General features: G+C 66.7%; 21 protein-coding genes. 12 read left to right on the top strand and 9 right to left on the bottom strand.

Annotated features, from left to right (window positions below; genetic code table 11):
• The first annotated feature begins 45 nt into the window (after positions 1–45).
• The 7 genes from EV652_RS33250 (at position 46) to EV652_RS33220 (ending at position 5,434) form a co-directional block, all read left to right on the top strand.
• The gene (locus EV652_RS33250; protein WP_132213242.1) at positions 46–1,038 is read left to right on the top strand and encodes an iron-containing redox enzyme family protein; all 993 of its coding nucleotides are present in this window, start codon (positions 46–48) and stop codon (positions 1,036–1,038) included.
• 377 nt (positions 1,039–1,415) lie between these two features.
• Positions 1,416–2,132, top strand: coding sequence for a hypothetical protein (locus EV652_RS33245; RefSeq protein WP_132213241.1), 717 nt, complete (start codon positions 1,416–1,418; stop codon positions 2,130–2,132).
• Positions 2,133–2,181: 49 nt separating this feature from the next.
• Positions 2,182–2,559 (top strand): phage holin family protein, encoded by a 378-nt coding sequence (locus EV652_RS33240; RefSeq protein ID WP_242002127.1) that lies wholly within the window; start codon positions 2,182–2,184, stop codon positions 2,557–2,559.
• Positions 2,535–3,167: a DUF3618 domain-containing protein gene (locus EV652_RS33235; RefSeq protein ID WP_132213239.1), complete on the top strand. Its 633-nt coding sequence runs from the start codon at positions 2,535–2,537 to the stop codon at positions 3,165–3,167. The genes EV652_RS33240 and EV652_RS33235 overlap by 25 nt, the downstream gene beginning before the upstream one ends.
• Positions 3,168–3,196: 29 nt before the next feature.
• Positions 3,197–3,922: a hypothetical protein gene (locus EV652_RS33230; RefSeq protein WP_242002147.1), complete on the top strand. Its 726-nt coding sequence runs from the start codon at positions 3,197–3,199 to the stop codon at positions 3,920–3,922.
• 26 nt (positions 3,923–3,948) lie between these two features.
• Positions 3,949–5,058: an NAD-dependent epimerase/dehydratase family protein gene (locus EV652_RS33225; RefSeq protein ID WP_132213237.1), complete on the top strand. Its 1,110-nt coding sequence runs from the start codon at positions 3,949–3,951 to the stop codon at positions 5,056–5,058.
• 79 nt (positions 5,059–5,137) lie between these two features.
• Positions 5,138–5,434 (top strand): hypothetical protein, encoded by a 297-nt coding sequence (locus EV652_RS33220; protein ID WP_158441360.1) that lies wholly within the window; start codon positions 5,138–5,140, stop codon positions 5,432–5,434.
• Here EV652_RS33220 and EV652_RS33215 read toward each other — a convergent pair.
• From EV652_RS33215 to EV652_RS33200, 4 genes are all read right to left on the bottom strand, one after another.
• Positions 5,429–7,222 (bottom strand): serine/threonine-protein kinase, encoded by a 1,794-nt coding sequence (locus tag EV652_RS33215; protein ID WP_199238541.1) that lies wholly within the window; start codon positions 7,220–7,222, stop codon positions 5,429–5,431. The two genes, EV652_RS33220 and EV652_RS33215, sit on opposite strands and share 6 nt — an antisense overlap.
• Before the next feature lie 201 nt (positions 7,223–7,423).
• Complete coding sequence (locus EV652_RS33210) at positions 7,424–8,230, bottom strand: sigma-70 family RNA polymerase sigma factor (RefSeq protein WP_132213235.1); 807 nt, start codon at positions 8,228–8,230, stop codon at positions 7,424–7,426.
• Between the two features lie 425 nt (positions 8,231–8,655).
• Positions 8,656–9,546 (bottom strand): manganese catalase, encoded by an 891-nt coding sequence (locus tag EV652_RS33205; RefSeq protein WP_132213234.1) that lies wholly within the window; start codon positions 9,544–9,546, stop codon positions 8,656–8,658.
• Positions 9,547–9,683: 137 nt separating this feature from the next.
• Positions 9,684–9,995: a hypothetical protein gene (locus EV652_RS33200; RefSeq protein WP_132213233.1), complete on the bottom strand. Its 312-nt coding sequence runs from the start codon at positions 9,993–9,995 to the stop codon at positions 9,684–9,686.
• 57 nt (positions 9,996–10,052) lie between these two features.
• Here EV652_RS33200 and EV652_RS33195 point away from each other — a divergent pair, with 57 nt between their 5' ends.
• The 4 genes from EV652_RS33195 (at position 10,053) to EV652_RS33180 (ending at position 13,094) form a co-directional block, all read left to right on the top strand.
• Complete coding sequence (locus tag EV652_RS33195; protein ID WP_199238540.1) at positions 10,053–10,517, top strand: DUF6098 family protein; 465 nt, start codon at positions 10,053–10,055, stop codon at positions 10,515–10,517.
• Between the two features lie 505 nt (positions 10,518–11,022).
• A complete protein-coding gene (locus EV652_RS33190) occupies positions 11,023–11,649 on the top strand; it encodes an SDR family oxidoreductase (protein WP_132213232.1) in 627 nt (208 codons plus the stop codon).
• Between the two features lie 246 nt (positions 11,650–11,895).
• Positions 11,896–12,312, top strand: coding sequence for a CBS domain-containing protein (locus EV652_RS33185; RefSeq protein ID WP_132213231.1), 417 nt, complete (start codon positions 11,896–11,898; stop codon positions 12,310–12,312).
• Between the two features lie 221 nt (positions 12,313–12,533).
• On the top strand, positions 12,534–13,094 hold the full coding sequence (locus EV652_RS33180; protein WP_132213230.1) for an SDR family NAD(P)-dependent oxidoreductase: 561 nt from the start codon (positions 12,534–12,536) through the stop codon (positions 13,092–13,094).
• Positions 13,095–13,129: 35 nt separating this feature from the next.
• Here the strand turns inward: EV652_RS33180 and EV652_RS33175 are convergent, their stop codons facing one another.
• Together EV652_RS33175 and EV652_RS44830 are read right to left on the bottom strand one after the other, a co-directional pair.
• Positions 13,130–14,008, bottom strand: coding sequence for an SDR family oxidoreductase (locus EV652_RS33175; RefSeq protein WP_132213229.1), 879 nt, complete (start codon positions 14,006–14,008; stop codon positions 13,130–13,132).
• A gap of 211 nt (positions 14,009–14,219) precedes the next feature.
• Positions 14,220–14,378 carry a hypothetical protein gene (locus EV652_RS44830; protein ID WP_199238539.1) on the bottom strand — a complete coding sequence of 53 codons (159 nt, stop codon included), beginning with the start codon at positions 14,376–14,378 and terminating at the stop codon, positions 14,220–14,222.
• A gap of 739 nt (positions 14,379–15,117) precedes the next feature.
• Between EV652_RS44830 and EV652_RS44825 the strand changes: the two genes are divergently transcribed.
• On the top strand, positions 15,118–15,249 hold the full coding sequence (locus EV652_RS44825) for an LLM class flavin-dependent oxidoreductase (RefSeq protein ID WP_132213227.1): 132 nt from the start codon (positions 15,118–15,120) through the stop codon (positions 15,247–15,249).
• Between the two features lie 146 nt (positions 15,250–15,395).
• Here EV652_RS44825 and EV652_RS33160 read toward each other — a convergent pair whose 3' ends face one another.
• The 3 genes from EV652_RS33160 to nadA form a co-directional block, all read right to left on the bottom strand.
• Positions 15,396–17,705 carry a PQQ-dependent sugar dehydrogenase gene (locus EV652_RS33160; protein WP_199238538.1) on the bottom strand — a complete coding sequence of 770 codons (2,310 nt, stop codon included), beginning with the start codon at positions 17,703–17,705 and terminating at the stop codon, positions 15,396–15,398.
• A gap of 367 nt (positions 17,706–18,072) precedes the next feature.
• Positions 18,073–19,584: an L-aspartate oxidase gene (gene nadB, locus EV652_RS33155; protein ID WP_199238537.1), complete on the bottom strand. Its 1,512-nt coding sequence runs from the start codon at positions 19,582–19,584 to the stop codon at positions 18,073–18,075.
• Positions 19,581–20,555, bottom strand: coding sequence for a quinolinate synthase NadA (gene nadA, locus EV652_RS33150; RefSeq protein WP_132213226.1), 975 nt, complete (start codon positions 20,553–20,555; stop codon positions 19,581–19,583). The genes nadB and nadA overlap by 4 nt, the downstream gene beginning before the upstream one ends.
• Positions 20,556–20,576 lie beyond the last annotated feature (21 nt).

Below are 20,576 nucleotides of genomic sequence, written 5' to 3'. Positions count from 1 at the left end.
CCGACCAGGTACCGAATCGTTGCCCGATGCCTCAAGGAGACATGCATGCAGCTACCACCGCCACGTGGGCCTCTCAGCGCTTGGCTGAACGATCGGCTCACGGGAATCGACGACCGAGTCGGATCCATCGATGTCGGCGCACCCGGTCGACCGTTCGCCGACGATGATCTCCAGCTGGCGCTCTGGGTCACCTACGAGCTGCAGTATCGCGGCTTCGACAACGTGGACCCGGATCGCCAATGGGATCCGGGCATCATTGCCTTCCGCACCCAGTTGGAGCACTCCTGGATCGATTGGCTCGAAGCCGACTGCCGGGTCCATCCCAGCGATCAACCGGTCGCGGAACAGCTGCGAGCAGTGATCGACGCCGATGACGGTCCACGGCTGGCGCCGTACCTCCGTCGGCACGCCACCAAGGAGCAGTTCCGCCAGTTCGTTCTGAACCGATCTGTGTACCAGCTCAAGGAGGCCGACCCGCACAGCTTTGCCATCCCGCGCCTGGACGGCGCCGCAAAGGCGGCGTTGGTCGAGATCGAAGCCGACGAGTACGGCGGCGGCCGGCTGGAACGCATGCATTCCGAACTGTTCCGTACGACGATGCGCTGGCTCGAGCTCGACGACAGCTACGGCTATTACGTCTCGGCGGTGCCGGCCGTCACGTTGGCCGTGTCGAACGTGATGTCGCTGTTCGCGGTCCACCGCCGCTGGACTGGTGCGCTCATCGGTCACCTGGCAGCTCTCGAGATGACCTCCACTCTTCCCAACCGCCAGTACGCCGCCGGGGCCGCAAGGCTCGGCGCCTCGGCAGAACAGGCACGCTATTTCACCGAGCATGTCGAAGCGGATGCGGTCCACGAGCAGATCGCGGCACACGACCTCTGCGGCAGCTACGTGCAACAGCATCCCGACGCTCTTGGCGACGTGCTGTTCGGCGCACGCTGCTCGCTTGCCCTGGACAACCTCTTCGCCGAGCACCTACTCACCGAATGGAAGGCGCCTACCCGCCATCTACGCAGGCCTGTCACCGCCGCAGGATGAGCCACCTCCGTATTCCTGCGCGGATCGTGACTCTCGATCCGCGCTGTTGAGGGTTACGTCAGTCGTCCGACGTTCCGGGCCCGAGCCGAACAGGCGGCCTCGGCTCAGGTCGTGCGCGTTGAGGGCAGCACCAGCGCGCGCGACCGGTCCGCTTCCTGAAGCGGCCGGATTGCTGGTTTGGCTGCGGGTACCGGGCGTCCAGTTTCAGTAGTGGTACGGAAGTGTGCCATTTCAGTAAGTCCTTGTTGCGAGGCAGAGATGCTGCGCCTTTCGGCCTGAGCCAGGCCACCCCTCGACCTGTCGCCGGCTTTTTCTCGTACGGCGGACCAAAGGGCGAGCCTCGCAACGTCATCAACGCTCCTGGAAGGAGCCGTCACATGACGGATATGAATCATCGGATGGACGCCGCGAGTCCACCGGCAGAAGGTATGACCGAGACTGCGCGGGACGAAGCCGGGCAGTTGAAGGAGACGTCGGTCGAGGCCACTCGCCAGGTTGCGGGGACCGTCAAGGACAAGGCATCGGACGTGACGTCGGACGCCCGTGAGCAGGCCCGGCAGCTGGCCGGTCAGACCCGGGAGGAGCTGGTCGGACAGGCCCGCCAGCAGAAGGAGCGGGCCACCGACGGACTGCGTTCGGTGAGCCACGAGCTGCGCGGGATGGCAGAGCACGGTGAGTCCGGCCTGGGAGCCCAATTGGCACGGCATGGTGCCGACTTCACGGACCAGGCTGCGGACTTCCTGCAGAAGCACGAGCCCGGGGATCTGCTGGAAGAGGTGCGCGGGTACGCGCGGCGCAAGCCAGGCACGTTCCTGCTGGTAGCCGTGGCCGCCGGCGTTGTCGCGGGCCGCCTAACGCGTTCCCTGGCAGCAGGCGGCTCCGGGACGTCGAGCAACAGCACCATCGGAGTGCCAGAGCAGTCGGCTGGAGGCCCTGCAGCGGATGACTATCTGATCCCGCCGCCCTCGGCGCCGATGAGCGCCCCACCGGTCGCTCCGACTTCGACACCGCCGCCGGCGCCCACGCCGGTAGCGCCGGATCCGGATCCGGGCGCGCCCGTGACGCCGAGGTTCGGACCTGGATCGGGGCAGTGACATGACTGTCGGCGGATCACCACCGGGCAGCGAGCCGAGGAGGTTGTCGATGGATGAGTCGGTCGGCGAGCTCGTCTCCCAGCTGACCACCGATCTGGGACAGCTGACCCGCCAGGAGCTGGCGCTGGCCAAGGCCGAGCTCCAGGCCGAGGCGAAGAAGGCCGGCAAGGGCGCGGGGATGCTCGGCGGTGCGGCCTTCGCGGGCTGGATGGTCGCTCTGTTCATCTCCTTGACGGTGATGTGGGCCCTGGATGAAGCCATGGACCTCATCTGGGCAGCGCTCATCGTCGCCGCCGTGTGGGCGCTCGTTGGCGCCGTACTGGCGATGACGGGACGCAAGGAGTTGCGCGAGGTCGATCCGAAACCCGACCAGACGGTCGAATCACTCAAGGAGGACGCGAAATGGCTGAAGACCCGGAACAGCTGAAGCGAGACATCGAGCAGACACGGCGCAATGTGGGTCGCGACGTCGACGCCCTGACCGAGAAGGTCAGCCCCAGTCGCGTGGTAGGCAGGCGGGTCGACCGGGCCCGCGGCGGGGTCCATCGGCTGAAGGAACACGTGATGGGCTCGGCCGAGTCGGTCGGCGGATCGATGAGCGACACAGGGGGTTCAGCGGTGTCAACGATGCAGGACGCGGGGAGCAAGGTCGGTGATGCAGTCGGTTCAGCACCGGACAAGGCTCGCGCGAGAACTCGCGGTACGCCGTTGGCCGCCGGAGTGATCGCGTTCGCGGCTGGCTGGGTCGCGGCCGCCGTACTGCCTGCATCGACCAAGGAACGCGAACTGGCGCAGGACGCCAAGGAAAGGGCGATGGACGTCGCCGGACCGGTGAAGGAGCAGGCCGCCCAGGTCGCCCAAGAGGTCAGGGAGAATCTGCAGGAACCGGCGCAGGAAGCCGTTGAGCAGGTCAAGCACTCCGCATCCCAGGCAGCCGGCGAGGTGGCCGACGAGAGCCGGTCAGCGGCTCAGCAGGTTGCCGGAGATGCGAAGGACTCGGCCGACAACGTCCGGCAGGCGGGTTCCTCGAGATGAGCGATGAACGACGGCCGGACGTTCCGGGTGTGGATGCAGATGGCAGGCGCAGGAACGAACCGGCCACCGAGCGGCCGCTGCCCGATGACAACACGGCCAGGCAGTCCGATCGCGGCCTGAGGCAGGACGAGTCCACGGATGTCGAGCCTGGCAGCAGTACTGCTTATGACCCAGAGGCCGCCTTGGCCAGGGACCGGCACAGTGTCGTGGGTCGCGAGAAGGAAGAGTACGGCGGTATCAAGGTGGGGTCGGCCTTCTTCGGTTGGCTGACGGCGACAGGTACGGCAATCCTGCTGACCGCGCTGCTCACAGCCGCCGGCACCGCGGTCGGGGTCGCGACGGGCACCAGCGCCGCCGAAGCCACTGACCAGGCTGACGCCAATTCAGGAACCATTGGCTTCATCGGCGCCATCCTCGTGCTCCTCATGCTGTTCATCGCCTACTACTGCGGCGGCTATGTGGCCGGCCGGATGGCCCGTTTCAACGGCATCAGACAGGGTCTCGCGGTCTGGTTGTGGGCCGTGGTCATCGCGGGCGTTGTCGCAATCGTCGTGGCGATCGCCGGCGATCAGTACAACGTTCTCGGCCGACTGAACAGTTTTCCCCGAATCCCCATCAGCGAGGGCAGCCTCACCACGGGCGGCATCATCGCGCTGCTCTTCGCGGCCGCTGCCAGCCTTATCGGCGCTTTGGTCGGTGGCCTGGCGGGGATGCGATTTCACCGCAAGGTCGACAAGGCCGGACTTGGCTCCTGAGCGCCTGCACATGTTGAGGGAGCACTATGCGAGTGGTCATTACCGGCGCTAGCGGCAATGTGGGCAGCGCCTTGGTCCGTCGCCTGCGAGAGGCCGGCGAGTACGACATCGTTGCGGTGGCACGACGGATACCCCACTATGCCGCGACGAGTAGCTCCCGGTGGGTGTCGATCGACCTGTCCAGCCGCGAGTGCGAACACGAGTTGCGACGGGCGGTCCGTGGCGCGGACGCGGTGGTGCATCTGGCGTGGGCGTTCCAGCCGTCGCATCAGGTGCGCTACCTCGAGTCTGTCGGTGTCGGTGGGACGCAACGGGTCCTTGACGCGTGTTCGGCGTTGGGTGTCGGGCAGGTGGTGCACATGTCGTCGGTGGGGGCGTACGCACCCAAACGCAACGACATTCCGGTGGCGGAGGACTATCCGGTCGACGGCGTGCCCAGCTCGTCGTACAGCCGTCACAAGGTCAGGGCCGAAAGGCTGCTGGATGCTTTCGAACGGTCCTCTGACGGTACGGCGGTGGCGCGGCTGCGGCCCGGGATCATCGGTCAGCGCTTGGCGGGGAGCGCGTTGCTGCGGTACGCGCTGCCGGTGCTGCTGCCGGCCAGAACCGTCGGTGCGGTTCCGGTGCTGCCGATGCCGGCGGGGCTGACCGTTGCGATGGTGCACGCCGACGACGTCGCGGACGCGGTTGTGCGGGTCCTGCAGCAGCGAGCTGTGGGAGCGTTCAACCTGGCCGCGGCGACGCCGGTCACCTCGGCGATGATCGCTGAGGCACTCGGCGCCCGGTGGGTCAAAACCCCTGCTCGAGTGGTCCACGCGCTGATGCTGGCAGCCTGGCAGGCGCGGCTGCAGCCGGTGTCACCGGGCTGGCTGGACCTGGGGTGCGCGGCGCCGGCTTTGGACAGCTCTCGGGCTGAGCGTGAGCTCGGCTGGTCATCGTCGATCGACGCAATGGATGTACTGCGGGAAACCCTCGACGGGATGGGCAACGCATCGGCCGACTTCACAGCGGTATTGCGGCAGCGCACCGTGCTGAGTGAGCTGTCCGAGCTGCTCAGCCGCGGTCCGGTCAGTCACCGCGCCAATCATGAACCGGGAAACCCTGAGCCGAGCGGGAGCAGTCCGACTGCTGGCTAACGCGCCGACGCACGGGTTTTCGGCGTTCTTAGACGCGATGGCCTGGCTGCGGCATGCTCCCGCCGTACATCCGCGCGGCGTGACCTTCGCCGCGCGTCTCACGGTCGATCAGCAGATTCCGTTGATTCCACAGGGCGATCACCTCGCGACGGTGAGGCTGTCGAAGGGCGGCGGATTGCCTGGCGGATTGCCGGATGTCCTCGGCTTGGCGTTGCGATTCCACTTGCAGGAGCCGGCCGAACCATGTGACTTCTTGTTCTCCAGCGCAGGCGATGGCCGGTGGAGTCGCTGGCTGCCGGTGCCCGCCGGGGACTGGAGTGCCACCCGCTACGGGACGCTGGCGCCCTACGAATCAGCCGCCCGGGCGGGGTCATGAGGCTGGTTGGAAGGTTTCCGTGAACGTTTGGTAGAGGGAGCGGCTTTCGGCCCATTGGGTGTCAGGGGTGGACCAGTAGATGCCGTAGGCCCGGTTATCGCTGGTGACCACGCCGCGGTTGAGGACGTGGCGGCGGCCGGAGGGGGTGGCGTAGGTGAACTCCCAGTCGGCAGCCTTCTCGAAGTAGTCGACCGGCTCGATCCGGATGCGCTGGTAGTCGGCGTAGCCGTCTTTGCGGGCTGCTTCCTGCTGACGCCAGTCAGCGACTGGATCCGGCTTGGGTTGGTTGGTCTGGTCGATGAGCAGGAAGCGCGCGCTGCCCGGCTCACGGAAGTAGACGCGCTCACCTCGCCGCTCCACGGTCCAGTCTGCCGGCACTGCGAGTGAGAATCCGGTCGGGTCCATGTGCCGCTCGAAGCCGGCGGGCACCGGACCACGCTCGGTCGCGGGAGACTCGGGCGCGGTGGTGCGGCTGCTAGGAGAGGCAGGTCTGCTGGTAGCGGGCGACGAGGGCCGGCGTTTGGTTGGTGGCGGCGTACTCGAAGGCGCCGCTGTACTGCGTGGCGCGTTGCTGACTCCACTGGTCTGCGGCGAGCCGGTCGATTCCGGCTGACTTCCCTGGTCGTCGTCGCCCGGTCGGAACAGCGCCCAACCGATCACGGCGACCGCGAGCAGTACACAGGCGAGCATCGCACCGACAACCTTCGGAAGATTTCCGTTGGACGACTCCCTCCCATCCGACGAGGCCGAATCGGGTTCGGCGACAGGACCGTCGGCTGATGACGTGGAATCGGCCGGTGTCGCCACCGCCGTACCGTCTCCGGTTGGCTGAGCATCGCCGTACTGCCCGGGCTGCGAAACGACCGGCGGAATCGGCAGCATCCGCGTCCGCTGACCACTGTCCACCTTCGACGTGTCGACAGCCTCAGATCCCTGCGAACCGGAGGGAACCTCAGACGCCGTCTCGGCTTGGTGAAGTAGACGTCTCGCCTCCCAGACGTCGATGCGATCCGTGGGGTCCTTGCGCAACAGACCGTCAAGCGCCGGCCCGAGCGGCCCAGCCAGCCGCGCCGGGTCGGGCTCCTCGGTCACCGCGGCCGCCAGCGTAGGAAGCGTGGATCCCCGGTCGTACGGCGGCCGCCCTTCCACTGCGGTGTAGAGCGTGGCGCCCAGCGACCACAGGTCCGACTCCACACCGGCGCCCCGACCTTGAACCCGTTCCGGAGCGATGAACGCCGGCGACCCCAGCAGTGTGCCCGACGTCGTCAGCGACGGATCGCCCTCCAAGGTGGCGATGCCGAAGTCCGTCAGCACGACCCGGCCGTCTCCGGTGAGCAGCACGTTGCTCGGCTTGACGTCACGATGCAGTACGCCGGCGCGGTGTGCGGCGTGTAACGCGGCCAGCACTTGCAGGCCGATCCGAGCCACCTCTCCCGGCGGCAACGGTCCGTACTCGCGGATCGCCTGCGCCAGCGTGGTGGACCGGACCAGCTCCATCACAATCCAAGGACGGCCGTCCGCTTCGACGACGTCGTACACGGTCACTACGTTCGGGTGACTGAACCGGCCGGCGGAGCGGGCCTCGCGCAGGGTGCGCCGCCGCAGGATCTCGCGTTCCTCATCGGGTAGCTCCGGCGGCAGCAAGACTTCCTTGACCGCCACTGACCGGCCGAGGAGCTCGTCGCGGGCCTGCCAGACCACGCCCATGCCTCCGCGACCCAATACCCCGACCAACCTGTACCGGCTGGCTAGGAGGCGACCTGCCATCGTCGGGTCGGTCATCGTCATGCCGCCTTCCGGAAGCCGGGCAGGGCAAAGCGAAAGCCCAGCGCACTCTCACCCTGAGCTCTCCGCACCTACAGGTGCCCAGTCCGTCTGGTCACTACACGACCCAACGAGAACCTGAAGATGTGGTGCCTCTCGCTGGGCGTGGCTGATCCGCCTCGTGGATGCATGACATCGGCGGACCGGTCGGTTCGAGATTCGCAGTCAAACGGACAGAGCGAGTCGCAGCTGGAGCATGATGCGGCCGAGGAGTCGGGAGACCTGCATTTGGGTGACGCCGATCTCGTGGCCGATCTCGGCCTGGGTTCGGTGTTCCAGGAAGCGGCGCTGGAAGATCAGCCGATCCCGGGCCGGCAGGTTGGCGACGACCGGGCGGAGCGACTCGATCTGGTCGACGAGCTGATAGGTGTCAGCGGGATCGGCGACCAGTTGTCCGCGGGTGATCGACGAGTCGTCGTGCAGGGGAATGTCGAGGGATGACGGGTTGAAGCATCCCTGAGCCCGTTGGGCCTCGACGACTTCCTTCACCTCGAGACCGAGGGCTTCGGCCAGCTCGTGGCTGCTGGGCCAGCGTTCGAGGCGAGCCGCCAGTGCGGCTTCGGTGACGGTGAGCTGCGTCTGGATGTCCTGCAGGCGGCGCGGCATCTTGACGGCCCAGGCGTGGTCCCGGAAGTGGTGCCGGATGCCGCCGCGGATGGTGGGGATGGCGAAGGAGCGGAAGTCGGAGGTGTCGTCCGGCTGATAGCTGCGGGCTGCCTTGACGAGGTACTCATAGGCGACCTGGTCCAGGTCTTCGGCGTCGACGCCGCGCCGGTAGTAGCGGCTCGCGAGCGTGCGAGCGAGTGGTACGGACGCGACGATTGCTTGATCGAGGAGGTCCTCGCGCCGTGGCCCGGTGGCTGATGCTGCTTCTCGGAGGAGTCTTTCCGCAATCGCTGCCTGATCGACGCGGGAATCGGTGACGGCTGCCAAGGTTGCGGTTGGCTGGGGCAGCCGGGTGGTGAACGACATGTGAGCCGCCTGAAATGCGATTGTCCGGCGGAGGAGGCTAGGGTTTGAACCACGGCCGGACCACACCCAGGTACCCCACGCACACCAGCTTGAAGCTTGCTTCAGCACGCCGCATCGGCGGGTTTGGACCATTCGGCGCAGGGAACCGTCACCAGGTTGCGATTGTGCCGAACAACTTGGTGTGGAGCGCGCTGGCGATCACTGAGTTGGACGCCACGTTGCGCGGTCGCGCGCCCGCCGAGGCAGCGCAGCTCGTTGAATGCTGGAAGACCTGCCTCTGCACACTGGCTGGGGCCGGCCGGACGACAGCAGTCCCGCAGCGGTCTGGATGCGTACCTCCCGCCGTAGCTGCCACACCAGACGGGACGTTCACCGGTTCCGGGTGGGCGTCCCATCTGGTAGCTGGTGCGCTGTCGCGGCGACTACTACTTCTTCTTCTTCGTCTTCTTCTTCGTGACTTTCTGGGCGGCCGACTTCGCCTGGGACTTCACGGTGCCCTTCAAGTCCTGGACGGGGGAGTAGGTGCCGAACAGCGCCGGGTCGGGTGCCGGGGCCGAGGCCGGGCCGCCGAGTGGTTCGGGATCGGTCAGGTACTCCAGCGGATCGTCGCCCTTCGTCCAGTCGCCCTTGGGTCCGTCGGTGCCGTCGGACAGGCCCCAGATGGTGTGGTTGTGTTCCTGGTCTTCCTCGTCGAACAACGCGTTCGGGACGATCGGCGTTTCGAGTCCGTCGGCTTCGAGTTCCTCGATTGCCTTCAGCCATTGCTTCTGGTGCACGGTGTCGCGGGCGAGGTTGAACTGCAGGGTTGCCTTGACGCCGGGATCGTCGGTCATGTTGTAGAGGCGTGCGGTCTGCAGCCGGCCGTGCGCCTCGGCGGCGGCGTTCGCGCGGAAGTCGGCGAGCAGGTTGCCGCTGGCGACGATGTAGCCGCCGTTCCAGGGCACTCCTTGGGAGTTGGCCGGGAGTGCGCCGCCGCCGGCGATGATCGCTTGCTGCGGGTCCATCCCGCCGATGATGGCTGCCATCACCGGGTCCTGGACGGCCTCGGCCGTCATGGTCGCGGGGGCACCTTCGAGGAGTCGCGCGACCATCGTGGCCAGCATCTCGATGTGACCGATCTCCTCGGTCGCGGTGTCCATCAGGAGATCCTTGTACTTGCCTTCCATGCGGCAGTTCCAGCCCTGGAACAGGTATTGCATCGTCACGCTCATCTCACCGTAGGCGCCGCCGATGAGCTCCTGCAGCTTGCGCGCGTAGACCGGGTCAGGGCGTTCGGGTTTGGCCTCGAACTGCAACCGCTTCGTATGACGGAACATCGCGACTCCTTCGTCGACCTCAGAGTTCTCTGAGCCAGACGCAGCTCCTGACTGGACCCCACCTGGCCGGACGGCGCAGGTACCCGCCACGAAGGCCTGAATGCATTCCGCCGAGATTTCGGCCGGCGTACTCGCCTTCAGGTATTGGGATCTGTCGCGTGATCGCGGCCGTGGCGGCTGCCGCGGTAAGCGGCTTCACGAATCTCGCGCAGCCATGCAGGTGCCAATCGCCAGTTCGGCGGACAGTTGAGCACCGGGTCGAACCGGTCGCCGGTGTCGGCGAGCGGGGTCAATAGCGTGAGTCGACCGACGGTGATCGCGTCTCTGGTTCGGCCTGCGATCGAGAGTGTGAACGCCTCAGGCGCATGGTGTACGAGTTGGGACGTCGATGCGTGGCCGGCCGTCGTACCTTGTGGCGTGGCGAAGAGGCGCCTTGCCTGCTCGAGCACCGACAAGCCATGTGCCGAGAGCGCATCGCTCGACCTGAGCTGGGGTACCTCGGCGGCATGAGCGAGATGTCCCCTCAGCGGCTGATTGCGGGCGAGGCACCCCGTGAGTTGCCAGTGATCCAGACATTGGCCGAGTTGGTCGAGTTCGTCGTTGCCCAGGACGGCGTGCTCCTGCGCTACTCCAAGGGGCCCTGGTACGACGCCGAGGCTGGGCCGAGCCGCGACTACGAGGCGGATGTGGACTTGCCCGGCCTGTCCGCGACCACGGTCACTCCAGAGCCGTGGTGGCCACGGCCGCCGGCGGATTGGGTAGCGCGACGGGTCTGTAAGTACGCAGAACTGGGTGAGGACAAGGATCGCTATCCCTGGCTCCTGACCGGCGAGGTCGCAGGCTGGGGACCGGACCATGAGCCGGTGGTCGTTGATGTTCACCCGCTGGCCCGGATCAGCCAGAAGGCCCTGGCCCAGGCTCGAGACTTGTACGAGAAGCGATTCAATGTCGGGAAGGGCTCCGCGTCGTAGTGGTCACAGCAGATCTCGGCTCGTGCCGGAGCGTTCCGGATTATCGAAGGGTCCTTCATCGAAGGCGCGGTATCCGCTGGCCCAAATGCCAATCGGTCTGTGACCGGCAGGACGGCGATAGTTCAGGCAGGGCAAGGTGGCCACGATCGGTGCCGAGGAGGTGCTTCGGCGGCGGGGAGAACTGCTTCGCGCCGGGCGCCGAACCCGGAGGCCAGGACGAGACCCGGCTTTCGAGCTTGGCTGCACTCGGCCTGGCCGGTGCGGCCCGACGCGAAGCGCTGTGGTGAGCGATGACCACCAGTACCCACTGGCGGCGCAACAATGCCTGCTAGAACGGGATTTATGGCTGCTCGGGATCGGCTGTAACGCCGAAGTGGTCGGTGCCGGAGCGCGATCACGCGGCCTCCTCAATCGTCGTCCACCCGTGCCGCCTGTACCCGCCCGGAAGTACGACAATCGGCATGGGCGAACGTTTTCTGAGGGTGCGGGCGGGTACCTCGGGCGCATGCCTCAAGCAATCGTGACCGGATCGGACAGTGGGATCGGCAGGGCGACCGCGGTCGCGCTGGCGGAGGACGGCTTCGATGTCGGTATCACCTGGCACAGTGATCAGGCCGGAGCGGAGGAGACGGCCGAGGAGGTCCGTGGCCTGGGCCGACGTGCCGAGGTCGAGCACCTGGACCTCGAGGCTCTCCCTGACGCTGTCGCCGGGATCGATCGACTGATCGAGCGACTGGGTGGTGTGGACGTCCTCGTCGCCAACAGCGGTACCGGGACCAGCGAGCGTGCCGTGGACCTCGACTACAAGGACTGGCGCCGGGTGCTGAGTGTCGATCTGGACGGTGCCTTCCTGTGTTTGCAAAGGGCGGCGCGGCGGATGATCGACCAGGCACGAGGCGGGCGGTTGATCGCCGTCACCAGCGTGCACGAGCACCAGCCACGAGTCGGCGCCGCGCCGTATGACGCGGCGAAGGGTGGTCTCGGTCTGCTGATGAAGACGCTGGCGCTCGAGTTGGGCGAGTACGGGATCACCGCCAATGCTGTCGCGCCGGGCGAGATCGCGACGCCGATGACCGGCCAGACCGATGAGGCCGGCAGCCACCTCACCGACGACTCCTGGCGCCGACCCTGACCCGACCTATCGAGTACGACGATTGCCCGAAGTCAAGGCCACACGAGCAATAACCGCAGTCACCGCCGCGGCCAGAGTGAGGACGGCCAGCGCGGCTGATCCCCGGCAGCATCATGAGCCGAACATGCGGGTCCGTCGCTTTCCACCTGCTCGGAAGGTGATTTGCAGGCGGCAGGAATGTGCGGTGAGCGCTGGGGTACTGCCCTGAGCGTCGGAGTACAAGGTCTGAAGATTGAGGTGTTCGACATGACGACCGCACGTGACCTGATGACGGCCGGCGCCGAGTGTGTCGGCGAGAACGAGACACTGATCGACGCGGCTCGGAAGATGCGCGATCTGGACGTCGGGGCGTTGCCGATCTGTGGCGAGGACAACCGGCTCAAGGGCGTGCTGACCGACCGCGACATCGTGGTGAAGTGTCTCGCCGACGGTGGCGATCCGGCCTCGGCGACCGCGGGGCAGTTCGGGCAGGGCAAACCGGTCACGATCGGCGCCGATGACAGCGCCGAAGAGGCCCTTCAAACGATGAGCAAGCACCAGGTACGGCGCTTGCCGGTGATCGACGGCCATGATCTCGTCGGCATGCTGGCCATGGCCGACGTCGCACGTAGTTTAGGCAAGTCCGACACAGGTGATGTCATGAAGGACATCTCTCAACCCTGATACGTCGCAACGAATCCGGGGGAGATTCCGTTTGGTGCCTGCGAACCGGCCTCGTGATGCGCAGGCACCAGACCGTTGGGAAGTCATGCGGATTGCTCCCGCCGCGAAATACGCATGCCCTGAACCCGCAATCGTTGAACGGTTCCACGTGGTGCTCTCGTTCCGAATGACGGCGGGGCCATCGGGCACAGGGCGGGCTTCGGGGGACGGAAGGGAATGCGATGCGCAGCGTGGTGATCACCGGTGTCGAGGTCAACGTGATCGGTCAGGTTGCCGTCACCCAGCAGTTCCTGCCCATGCTGCGGCGTTCCGAGGGATCCAGGGTGGTGTTCGTCGGGTCGGTCGGTGGTCGCGTCGCGGCCGGCTTCGCAGGCGCGTACCACGCGTCGAAGTACGCTCTTGAAGCGATCGCGGAGGCTTGGCGGCAAGAGCTGACACCGGAAGCGATCCACGTGGTGATCGTGGAGCCGGGCCCGCTGGCGACACCGATCTGGTCGAAGGCCGCCAAGACCCTGGACGCTCTTCCACCGAGCGACCTCTACCGCGAGCGCCTTGACGCTTTGCGCCAGCGGGTGCAGCGCAGAGGCAAGGAGAGTGCCAGCCCGGAGGAGGCCGTGGAGCTGATCGTGCGTGCGGTGACTGCGAGCCGGCCGCGAACCCGGTACGCCAATGGGCTCGCGGCAACTGCTCTGCCTGCCGTCCGCCGGTTGATTCCGGATCGTATCTTCGACCGCCTCGCACTCCGCATCGCTACTCACCCCGTCGAGAACAAGCACGAGTGACGGCAGGCCGGACAGCCGGATCAGGTCATGGCAGGTTAGGGGAGTGGGCGGCCGCCGGTGGCGCCGATGCGTTCGCCGGTGATGTAGGTCGAGTCGTCGGAGGCGAGGAAGACGTAGGCCGGTGCGAGTTCGGCGGGTTGGCCGGCGCGGCCGAGCGGGGTGTCGGCGCCGAACTCGCCGACCTTCTCGGCCGGCATGGTTGCGGGGATGAGGGGTGTCCAGATCGGCCCGGGTGCGACGGCGTTGACGCGGATGCCCTTGGGCGCGAGTTCCTGTGCCAGTCCTTTGGTGAAGTTGAGGATGGCTGCCTTGGTGGTGGCGTAGTCGAGCAGGTTGGGCGACGGTTCGTAGGCCTGGATGGAGGTCGTGTTGATGATCGCGGAACCTGCGGACAGGTGTGGCAGGGCGGCCTTGCAGAGCCAGAACATCGCGTAGACGTTGGTCTTCATGACCTGGTCGAACTGCTCGGTGGAGATGTCCGCGATGCCTTCGCGGGACATCTGGTAGGCAGCGTTGTTGACCAGGATGTCGAGGCCGCCGAGCTCATCGACGCAATGCTCGACGAGTCGTCGGCAGTGTTGTTCGTCCTGGATGTCCCCTGCCAGCGACGCGGCCTTGCGCCCGGCCTCGGTGATCAGGCGGCAGGTTTCGCGTGCGTCGTTCTCCTCAGCGGCAAGGTGGGAGATCATTACGTCCGCGCCCTCTCGGGCGAAGGCGAGGGCAACCGCGCGTCCGATGCCGGAGTCGCCGCCGGTGATAAGGGCTCGTCGTCCGGTGAGCTTTCCGCTGCCCTGGTAAGTCTTTTCGCCGTAGTCCGGCTCGGGCTGCATCGCGCTGCTGTGCCCGGGGTGTCCCTGCTGATCGGGCTCCTGCTGGTCCGGTCCGCCGTACCGCGTTCGCGGATCTGTGCTCATCGTCCGCCTCCCCTTGTGCGGCACGGCGGTGGAGACCCAGCCCGCGGTTCTGGCCGCACTCCACCGACCGTGCCGTGTGCAAGTTGTGGGGGCTCCGGCCAGGAGTCCGCCGTGGACCGGGAGCCACCCAGCACGACCTCGCGTCCGTGCTCGCACTGAGTACCCGCACCACGCGGATCCATGCGGAGAAATTCGAGCAGCCGGCCGCGGATCAGCTCATGATGCGGTTCGGCGGCGACAGGCTGATGCCCTCGGTCTGCGCCTTCGACCTGATGGCGTCCTCCCTCCGGCCGAGCCGGACGCTCATCAGTCCCACGGGAGTGTTGCCTTCGGCCAGTTCGCTCAACTGCTGAACTTGCTCAACGGTCATTCCTGTCCGCTGTTTCGGCCCGACGTCGTATAGGTCAGGGCAGATCCGGGTACTTGGGGCCTAGTCGTCAAGCAACGGCGGCGTGCGGGATCGCTCAATCCGGAGGCTGCCGTGGTCACTGTGGGCGGCGTGGATACGTACTACGACTATGACGAGCAATGCTGGAAATACAGACGCCTGGGTGGTGGGCCCGTCCACGATCGCGCCGTCTGCCCGGCCCCACCGCGCCTGAGAGATGAGCGCGACGCTGCGCGGTCGATGTCGCGAGCTGGGAACCAGGCGAGGCGTGAGTTGATCCGCGGGGCCAACAACGCATCCGGCCGATCGGCCCGCAGGAATCCAGCGGGCGCGTGACAGGAAGGGCGTAGACCACCGGTGTCTGTGCTTATTGGATGATCTGGCTTGCGGCACCGGTGAGGGTGTAGTGCGCGTGAAGGCCCCGGTGCCCCACATCCATGCATCGGTGTCGTCGAGCGGGGTTTGTGTGGGTGTGGCCTGGCTACCGGTCGGGGATGACAGCTGAACCGAACCCGGTCGAGCCGTTGGGTACTCCGCCAGAGGCGGATCCTGGCCGGGCGACCGAGCCGAATCCCGTTGACCCACTGGGCCGGCCCGATCCGGCGGAGCCCGCGGGACCGCCCGCTCCCGACGTACCCGAGGAGACGCGCCGATCCGACGCACCCGAGGACAGGCGCCGATCCGACGAGCAGGAGGGGAAGCGACGAAGCTGGGGTTCAAGTTGATCGCCGAGGCCTACGGGCCGGTCGAGATCGTCGAGCAGGCGGTACGGGCCGAGGAGGCCGGGTTCGACTTCGTGGAGGTCAGCGATCACCTCCATCCGTGGCTCGGGGAGCACGCATTCCATTGCTAGCATCCTAGACAGCTACCAGTCAACCAAGGAAGCACGATGAGCCGGTCAGGCCTTTGCGCTGCCGCGACCACAGCCTCGCTTAGTCGCCACGCCGAACGATGGTGCAGCGAAATCCGTGTACGCCGCGACAGCCCAATCGGGTGGAATCAGCGTTTGCGGTAGGTGGCGGTGTAGGTGGTGTTGACGGCGGGGGCGGTGATGGTGTGGCTTTGCGGGCCGCCGTCGGACCACGAGGTGAACAAATAGGTGGACTTATTGAAGGGTTGTGGGGACGGGGCGCTGACGGAGTTGGCGGAGCCCACGATGACCGTGACGGAGAACGGGGTCGAGCGGGGTGCCTCGTTGACGACCAGGTTGGTGAGGTTGAGGCCGCCAGGCGTGGTCTTGAACGTGAGTACGACGGTTCGCGGGTTCAACCGGAGACTGGTTGTCGACGTCAGACCGGATGAGTCACTCGCGGTCAACCTCAGTTCGATCCAGGACGGGTATGCATGGTCGGGCGCGGTGAACGAACCACTGGCGACGCCGTTCATCGTCTGCAGGAGATGCGCGTGGCAGTCGGTCGGCGTGATGCAGTGATTCATGTACGCGGACCAGCTCAACGATGACGCCGGAAGCGTTCCGTCCTGTACGTCGGTTGCGTGGCCGCTGAACGGGATCGGGTCGCCGACCTTCCAGGTGAGCGACGCCCCGGGTGAATCGATCACAACGGTCGGCGCGGTATTGCCAGCCGTGACGGTCACCGACGTGGTGTCGCTAGCGCCTTGGTCATCCGTCACCCGAAGCGCTGGATGATAGACGCCCGAAGACGAATAGGTGTACGACGTCGTCGTACCGGTCGCGTCACCAAAGGTCCCGTCGCCGTTGAGATCCCACGAGTACGTGAGCGGACGGCCTTCCGGGTCGGATGAGCTGCTGCCGTCGAAGTTGACCGTCAGTGGGACCGCGCCACTGGCCGGGTTTGCGGTGAAGGCAGCATTCGGCGCCTGGTTGGCGGCGGTGAAGGTGATCCGGTGGACCGAACCGTTCTCCATGTCGACGTAGAACAGGTCGCCACCGGGGCCAATCTTCAGGTCGACCGGATGCCCGGCCGCGCCGCCGGCCGCGTCGACACCCACGAACGACTGCAGTCTGGCCGGATCAGGCAATCCGTTCGTACCAGGCAGCATCGCCCAGATCTCGTTGCGCGAGTGGTCGGCGAAGAAGAGTGCGCCGTTGTACTGCGCCGGATACGACCCGCTTTGGTAGAACGCGATGCCCGTGATCGACGAACCACCGGTGCGGCAGCCGGTGTAGTTCACCACGCAGGCGTTGTGGTTATAGGCGTAGTACGGCGCAACGACCGAGCCAGGCGTCGAGTACAGCGACTGGCACGAGGTGAGACCGGCACCCTGGTAGCCGCTCTGAGGGCTCGTGCCTTCGTAGCACGGCCAGCCGAAGTTGGTGGCCGTGGTCGGTGCCACCAGCCGGTTGATCTCTTCCCAGGCGCCCCAGCCGACATCGCCGACCCATAGTTCGTCAGTGCCCGGACGTTGCGTCATCCGGAACGGATTGCGTACTCCGTAGGACACGATGCGCCGCGCGTTCGGGTCGGTCGACGAGAAGAACGGGTTTCCGGGTACGCCGGCACCGGTCGCCGGGTCGAGGCGCAGGATCGCACCGTCGAGCGTCGCCGGCCCGGTGGGACGCCGTACGCTCTGACTCCGCAGCGCTCCACCTTGCGCTCCGGGCGGGCTCAGCGCAGTACCAACCGCACCTGGCGGATCGCCACACGGGTTGGCCTTATCGCCGGCGTACGTCGCGCCGTACTGCCCGTAGTCCACGTTGTTGAAGCTGGCACCGTCGCCGGCGCTGGCGTACAGGTAGCCGTCGCGTCCGAACAGGAGCGTGCCGACGGAGTGGCTCGGGTACTGCTGGCACCAGTCGTTGATGAGGACCTGTTCGCTGCCCGTCATGACGTTGCCGCTGATCTGGAGTCGCGACAGGCGCGCCGACACCAGGCATCCGTCGGTGGTCGGGCCGGGTGGTGTCGGACAGGCGTCGTTCCACGTCGGCGCCGTACCGCCGATCGGCGCTTCGTACGCGTAAAGCACGTAAACAAAGGGGTTTGCCGGGAAGTTGGGCGGGATCGCGAAGCCGAGGAGACCGCGGTCCCAGTAGTCGTTGACCTGTGTCCTGAGGTCGGCCACCGTCACCGGGTTCGTATCCGTCAGGCTCTGGAAGACCTTGATCACGCCGTTCTTCTGGCCGACGAAGATCCGCCCGTCGGGTGCGAACTGCAGCACCGTCGGGTTGGTCAACCCGCTCAGTACGATGTTGTCGCGAAACCCGGTCGGCAACGTCGAAGCCCCTGCCGGACCAGGCCCGACCTGCGTGAGCAACGCGGCGCCCAGCAACATCGCCGCGACCGCGCTGACCAGCCCGCGCCTACGCGTGGCAAATCCCAGACGCATCATGGATGCCCCCACCCTTTGTTCCCCCGGCGCGCAGCCCCACCACACGCCCTGTGCTTCGCATTCTGCGCGCTCAACCCCTGCTGGGTAAGAGCTTCGGGCAACCGTATTCGCTGCGTGCTCACACGCTGGCGCTGAGCTAAGGGCTCGTGTCAGAGATCCGTCTGTACGACGCGCATCGCGTAAGCGGTCGTGAGGTCCAGAGCGACGGACGCCGTCGTAGACGACGTCGATCGTGCCGGCGACGTCGTGGCGGCGGTTCACCGTGAGCGTCGTACCGATGGTGATGCCGAGCGGTCGAGCTGCCGGAGGAGCTCGGCGTCGCTGTCGGAGACGCGGGCCGGCCTTGATTTCGGAGGCCGGTGCCCCGTCACTGCGTGGTTGCGTGGAGAAGTTGCCGGGTGGTCGGGCGGTCATCTTTGTCGAGCCGTACGACGATGTGCTCGTCCCAGCGCTCGTCGGAGTGCGGGTAGTCCGAACGCCAGTGGCAGCCGCGGCTGTCTTGTCGTGTGGTCGCTGCCGCGATGACAGATCGCGCCACCGTCGCGAGCGGTCCGGTGCCCAGGGGCTCGAGTTCGTCAGCGGCGGCGTTCAGACCTGCGCCGTCGCGACGGATACCGGCGTACTTGGTCAGGATCGCGCGAACCCGTTCCGGTTCGCGATCATGGTTCAGTGCCAGTTCGTGTGAGTGGCCGTGGTCCGTTGCGGGGAGATCGAGGGTCAGGGCCGTTGCGACGCGCCGGCCGAAGACCAGTCCCTCCAGGAGGCTGTTGGAGGCGAGCCGGTTGGCCCCGTGTACGCCGGTTGCGGCGACCTCGCCGACGGCGTACAGGCCTGGTACGTCGGTTGCGCCGTCGCGGTCGGTTCGGATGCCGCCGCACAGGAAGTGTTCGGCGGGCGCGACCGGGATCTGCTCGGACAGCAGGTCAACGCCGATCCGTGCGCAGGAGGCCAGTACGGTCGGGAATCGCTGTCGGAGTACGTCGGGCGCGATGGATGTGGCGTCCAGCCAGACGTGGTCGGATCCGTCGCGGCGCATCGTTGCCTCGACCTCCCGGGCGACGACGTCCCGAGGGGCCAGATCGGCTCGCGGGTGCCGGCCGGCCATGATCCTGCGACCATGCATGTCACGTAGTACTGCGCCTTCACCGCGCACGGCTTCGGTGACCAACGGCAACTGACCGCCGGTTTCACCGGTGAAGAGCGCGGTCGGGTGGAACTGGACGAACTCCATGTCCACCACAGATGCGCCGGCCCGCAGCGCCAGAGCGATGCCATCACCGCGCACCGTCGGCGGATTGGTGCTCGCCAGGTAGGCGTTGCCGACTCCGCCTGTGGCCAGTACAACGGCGCGCGCGTCGATCCGGGTGATCTCCGTGCCGGTTTCGACGAGCACGCCGACGATGCGGCCGGAGTCTGACTTGATCAGGCCGATGGTCCGTCCGTCCATCGTCTGAACGCCGGTGAGCTGTAGCGCGCTACGGAGCGCGCGATGAACCTCCGCGCCGGTGGCGTCACCGCCTGCGTGCACGATCCGGGAACGACCGTGGCCTCCCTCGAGAGTTCTCGACAGCGATCCGTCGTCGTCACGGTCGAAGCGAGCCCCCTGAGCGATGAGTTCGGCAAGTCGCTGCGGTCCCTCCTCGACCAATGCCCGAACGTTGCGTAGATCGCAGAATCCTGCGCCGGCGATGTCGGTGTCGCGCGCGTGGTCGAGCGGATCGTCCTCGCCGTACGCGGCCGAGACGCCGCCCTGTGCCCAGGGCGTGCTGCCGTCGCCGGCGCTGAGCAGGAGCACATCGCGGGTCGCCGCGAGACCGAGCGCGGTTGACAGGCCTGCCACGCCGGCGCCGATGACGACGACGTCGACGGTGCGCGTCATCGAGCACCTGCAGGTTTGCCGATGGCAACCATCCGTTCGACCGAGCGCCGGGCACGCTCGACGACCTCTGGTGCCAGTTGGATCTCGTCGCGTCCCTCACGCAGGCACCGCACCAGTAGGTCCGGGGTGATCATCTTCATGAATCGGCATGAGGCCTTCGGGTTCACCGGCAGGAAGGTCGTCTTCTGGTTCACCTTGCGAAGTTGATGGAGCATGCCGATTTCCGTCGCGACCAGGGCGGTCTTCGCGGTCATGTCGCGAGCGGCGTCCAGCATGCCGGCGGTGGAGAGGATGTGGGTCCGATCTGCCGGCAGATCACCCACGCCGGCGAGCCAGATCGCCGACGACGCGCAGCCGCACTCGGGATGGACCAGAACCTCGGCAGCAGGGTCGGCCGCCACTTGAGTGCGCAGGTCGGCCGCGCTGATGCCGGCATGCACGTGGCACTCGCCCATCCACACCTCGATGTTCTCCCGACCGGTCTGCCTCCTGACATGGTCCCCGAGGAACTGGTCGGGCAGAAACAGAATCGGCTGATCCGCCGGGATCGAGTTCACCACCTCCACCGCGTTGGACGACGTACAGCAGATATCGGCCTCGGCCTTCACGGCCGCACTGGTGTTGACATAGGCAACAACCGCAGCGTCGGGGTGCTCGGCCTTCCAGGCCCGCAACTGGTCAGCGGTAATGGTGTCCGCCAAGGAGCAGCCGGCCCGGGCGGTGGGGATCAGCACGGTCTTGTCAGGGCTGAGCAGTTTGGCGGTCTCCGCCATGAAATGCACGCCACAGAACACGATCGTGGACGCGTCGGTACTGGCCGCGACGCGCGACAACGCGAGCGAGTCGCCGACGTGATCGGCGACATCTTGGATCGCCGGTTCCTGGTAGTTGTGGGCGAGCACCACCGCATCTCGCTCCCGGGCCAGGCGGCGTACCTCTTCCTGCCAGCTGATTGCTGTCCCAACGGTCACAACAGGTCCTTCTCTCGGGAG

The sequence above is a fragment of the Kribbella steppae genome (assembly GCF_004342025.1).
Lineage (GTDB): Bacteria > Actinomycetota > Actinomycetes > Propionibacteriales > Kribbellaceae > Kribbella > Kribbella steppae.
The sequence above is the reverse complement of the archived record's forward strand: the minus strand, read 5'-3'. Positions and strand labels throughout refer to the sequence as shown.

What these genes read in the sequence shown, in the direction of transcription:
- EV652_RS33210 (WP_132213235.1), bottom strand. Translation starts at nt 8,230, where the DNA reads ATGTCGTTCACCACCCGGCTGCCCCAGCCAACCGCAACCTTGGCAGCC.
- EV652_RS33180 (WP_132213230.1), top strand. Translation starts at nt 12,534, where the DNA reads ATGCGCAGCGTGGTGATCACCGGTGTCGAGGTCAACGTGATCGGTCAG.
- EV652_RS33190 (WP_132213232.1), top strand. Translation starts at nt 11,023, where the DNA reads ATGCCTCAAGCAATCGTGACCGGATCGGACAGTGGGATCGGCAGGGCG.
- EV652_RS33195 (WP_199238540.1), top strand. Translation starts at nt 10,053, where the DNA reads ATGAGCGAGATGTCCCCTCAGCGGCTGATTGCGGGCGAGGCACCCCGT.
- EV652_RS44830 (WP_199238539.1), bottom strand. Translation starts at nt 14,378, where the DNA reads ATGACCGTTGAGCAAGTTCAGCAGTTGAGCGAACTGGCCGAAGGCAAC.
- EV652_RS33240 (WP_242002127.1), top strand. Translation starts at nt 2,182, where the DNA reads ATGGATGAGTCGGTCGGCGAGCTCGTCTCCCAGCTGACCACCGATCTG.
- nadB (WP_199238537.1), bottom strand. Translation starts at nt 19,584, where the DNA reads ATGACGCGCACCGTCGACGTCGTCGTCATCGGCGCCGGCGTGGCAGGC.
- EV652_RS33235 (WP_132213239.1), top strand. Translation starts at nt 2,535, where the DNA reads ATGGCTGAAGACCCGGAACAGCTGAAGCGAGACATCGAGCAGACACGG.
- EV652_RS33205 (WP_132213234.1), bottom strand. Translation starts at nt 9,546, where the DNA reads ATGTTCCGTCATACGAAGCGGTTGCAGTTCGAGGCCAAACCCGAACGC.
- EV652_RS33160 (WP_199238538.1), bottom strand. Translation starts at nt 17,705, where the DNA reads ATGATGCGTCTGGGATTTGCCACGCGTAGGCGCGGGCTGGTCAGCGCG.
- EV652_RS33215 (WP_199238541.1), bottom strand. Translation starts at nt 7,222, where the DNA reads ATGACGATGACCGACCCGACGATGGCAGGTCGCCTCCTAGCCAGCCGG.
- EV652_RS33175 (WP_132213229.1), bottom strand. Translation starts at nt 14,008, where the DNA reads ATGAGCACAGATCCGCGAACGCGGTACGGCGGACCGGACCAGCAGGAG.
- EV652_RS33245 (WP_132213241.1), top strand. Translation starts at nt 1,416, where the DNA reads ATGACGGATATGAATCATCGGATGGACGCCGCGAGTCCACCGGCAGAA.
- EV652_RS33250 (WP_132213242.1), top strand. Translation starts at nt 46, where the DNA reads ATGCAGCTACCACCGCCACGTGGGCCTCTCAGCGCTTGGCTGAACGAT.
- EV652_RS33225 (WP_132213237.1), top strand. Translation starts at nt 3,949, where the DNA reads ATGCGAGTGGTCATTACCGGCGCTAGCGGCAATGTGGGCAGCGCCTTG.
- EV652_RS33185 (WP_132213231.1), top strand. Translation starts at nt 11,896, where the DNA reads ATGACGACCGCACGTGACCTGATGACGGCCGGCGCCGAGTGTGTCGGC.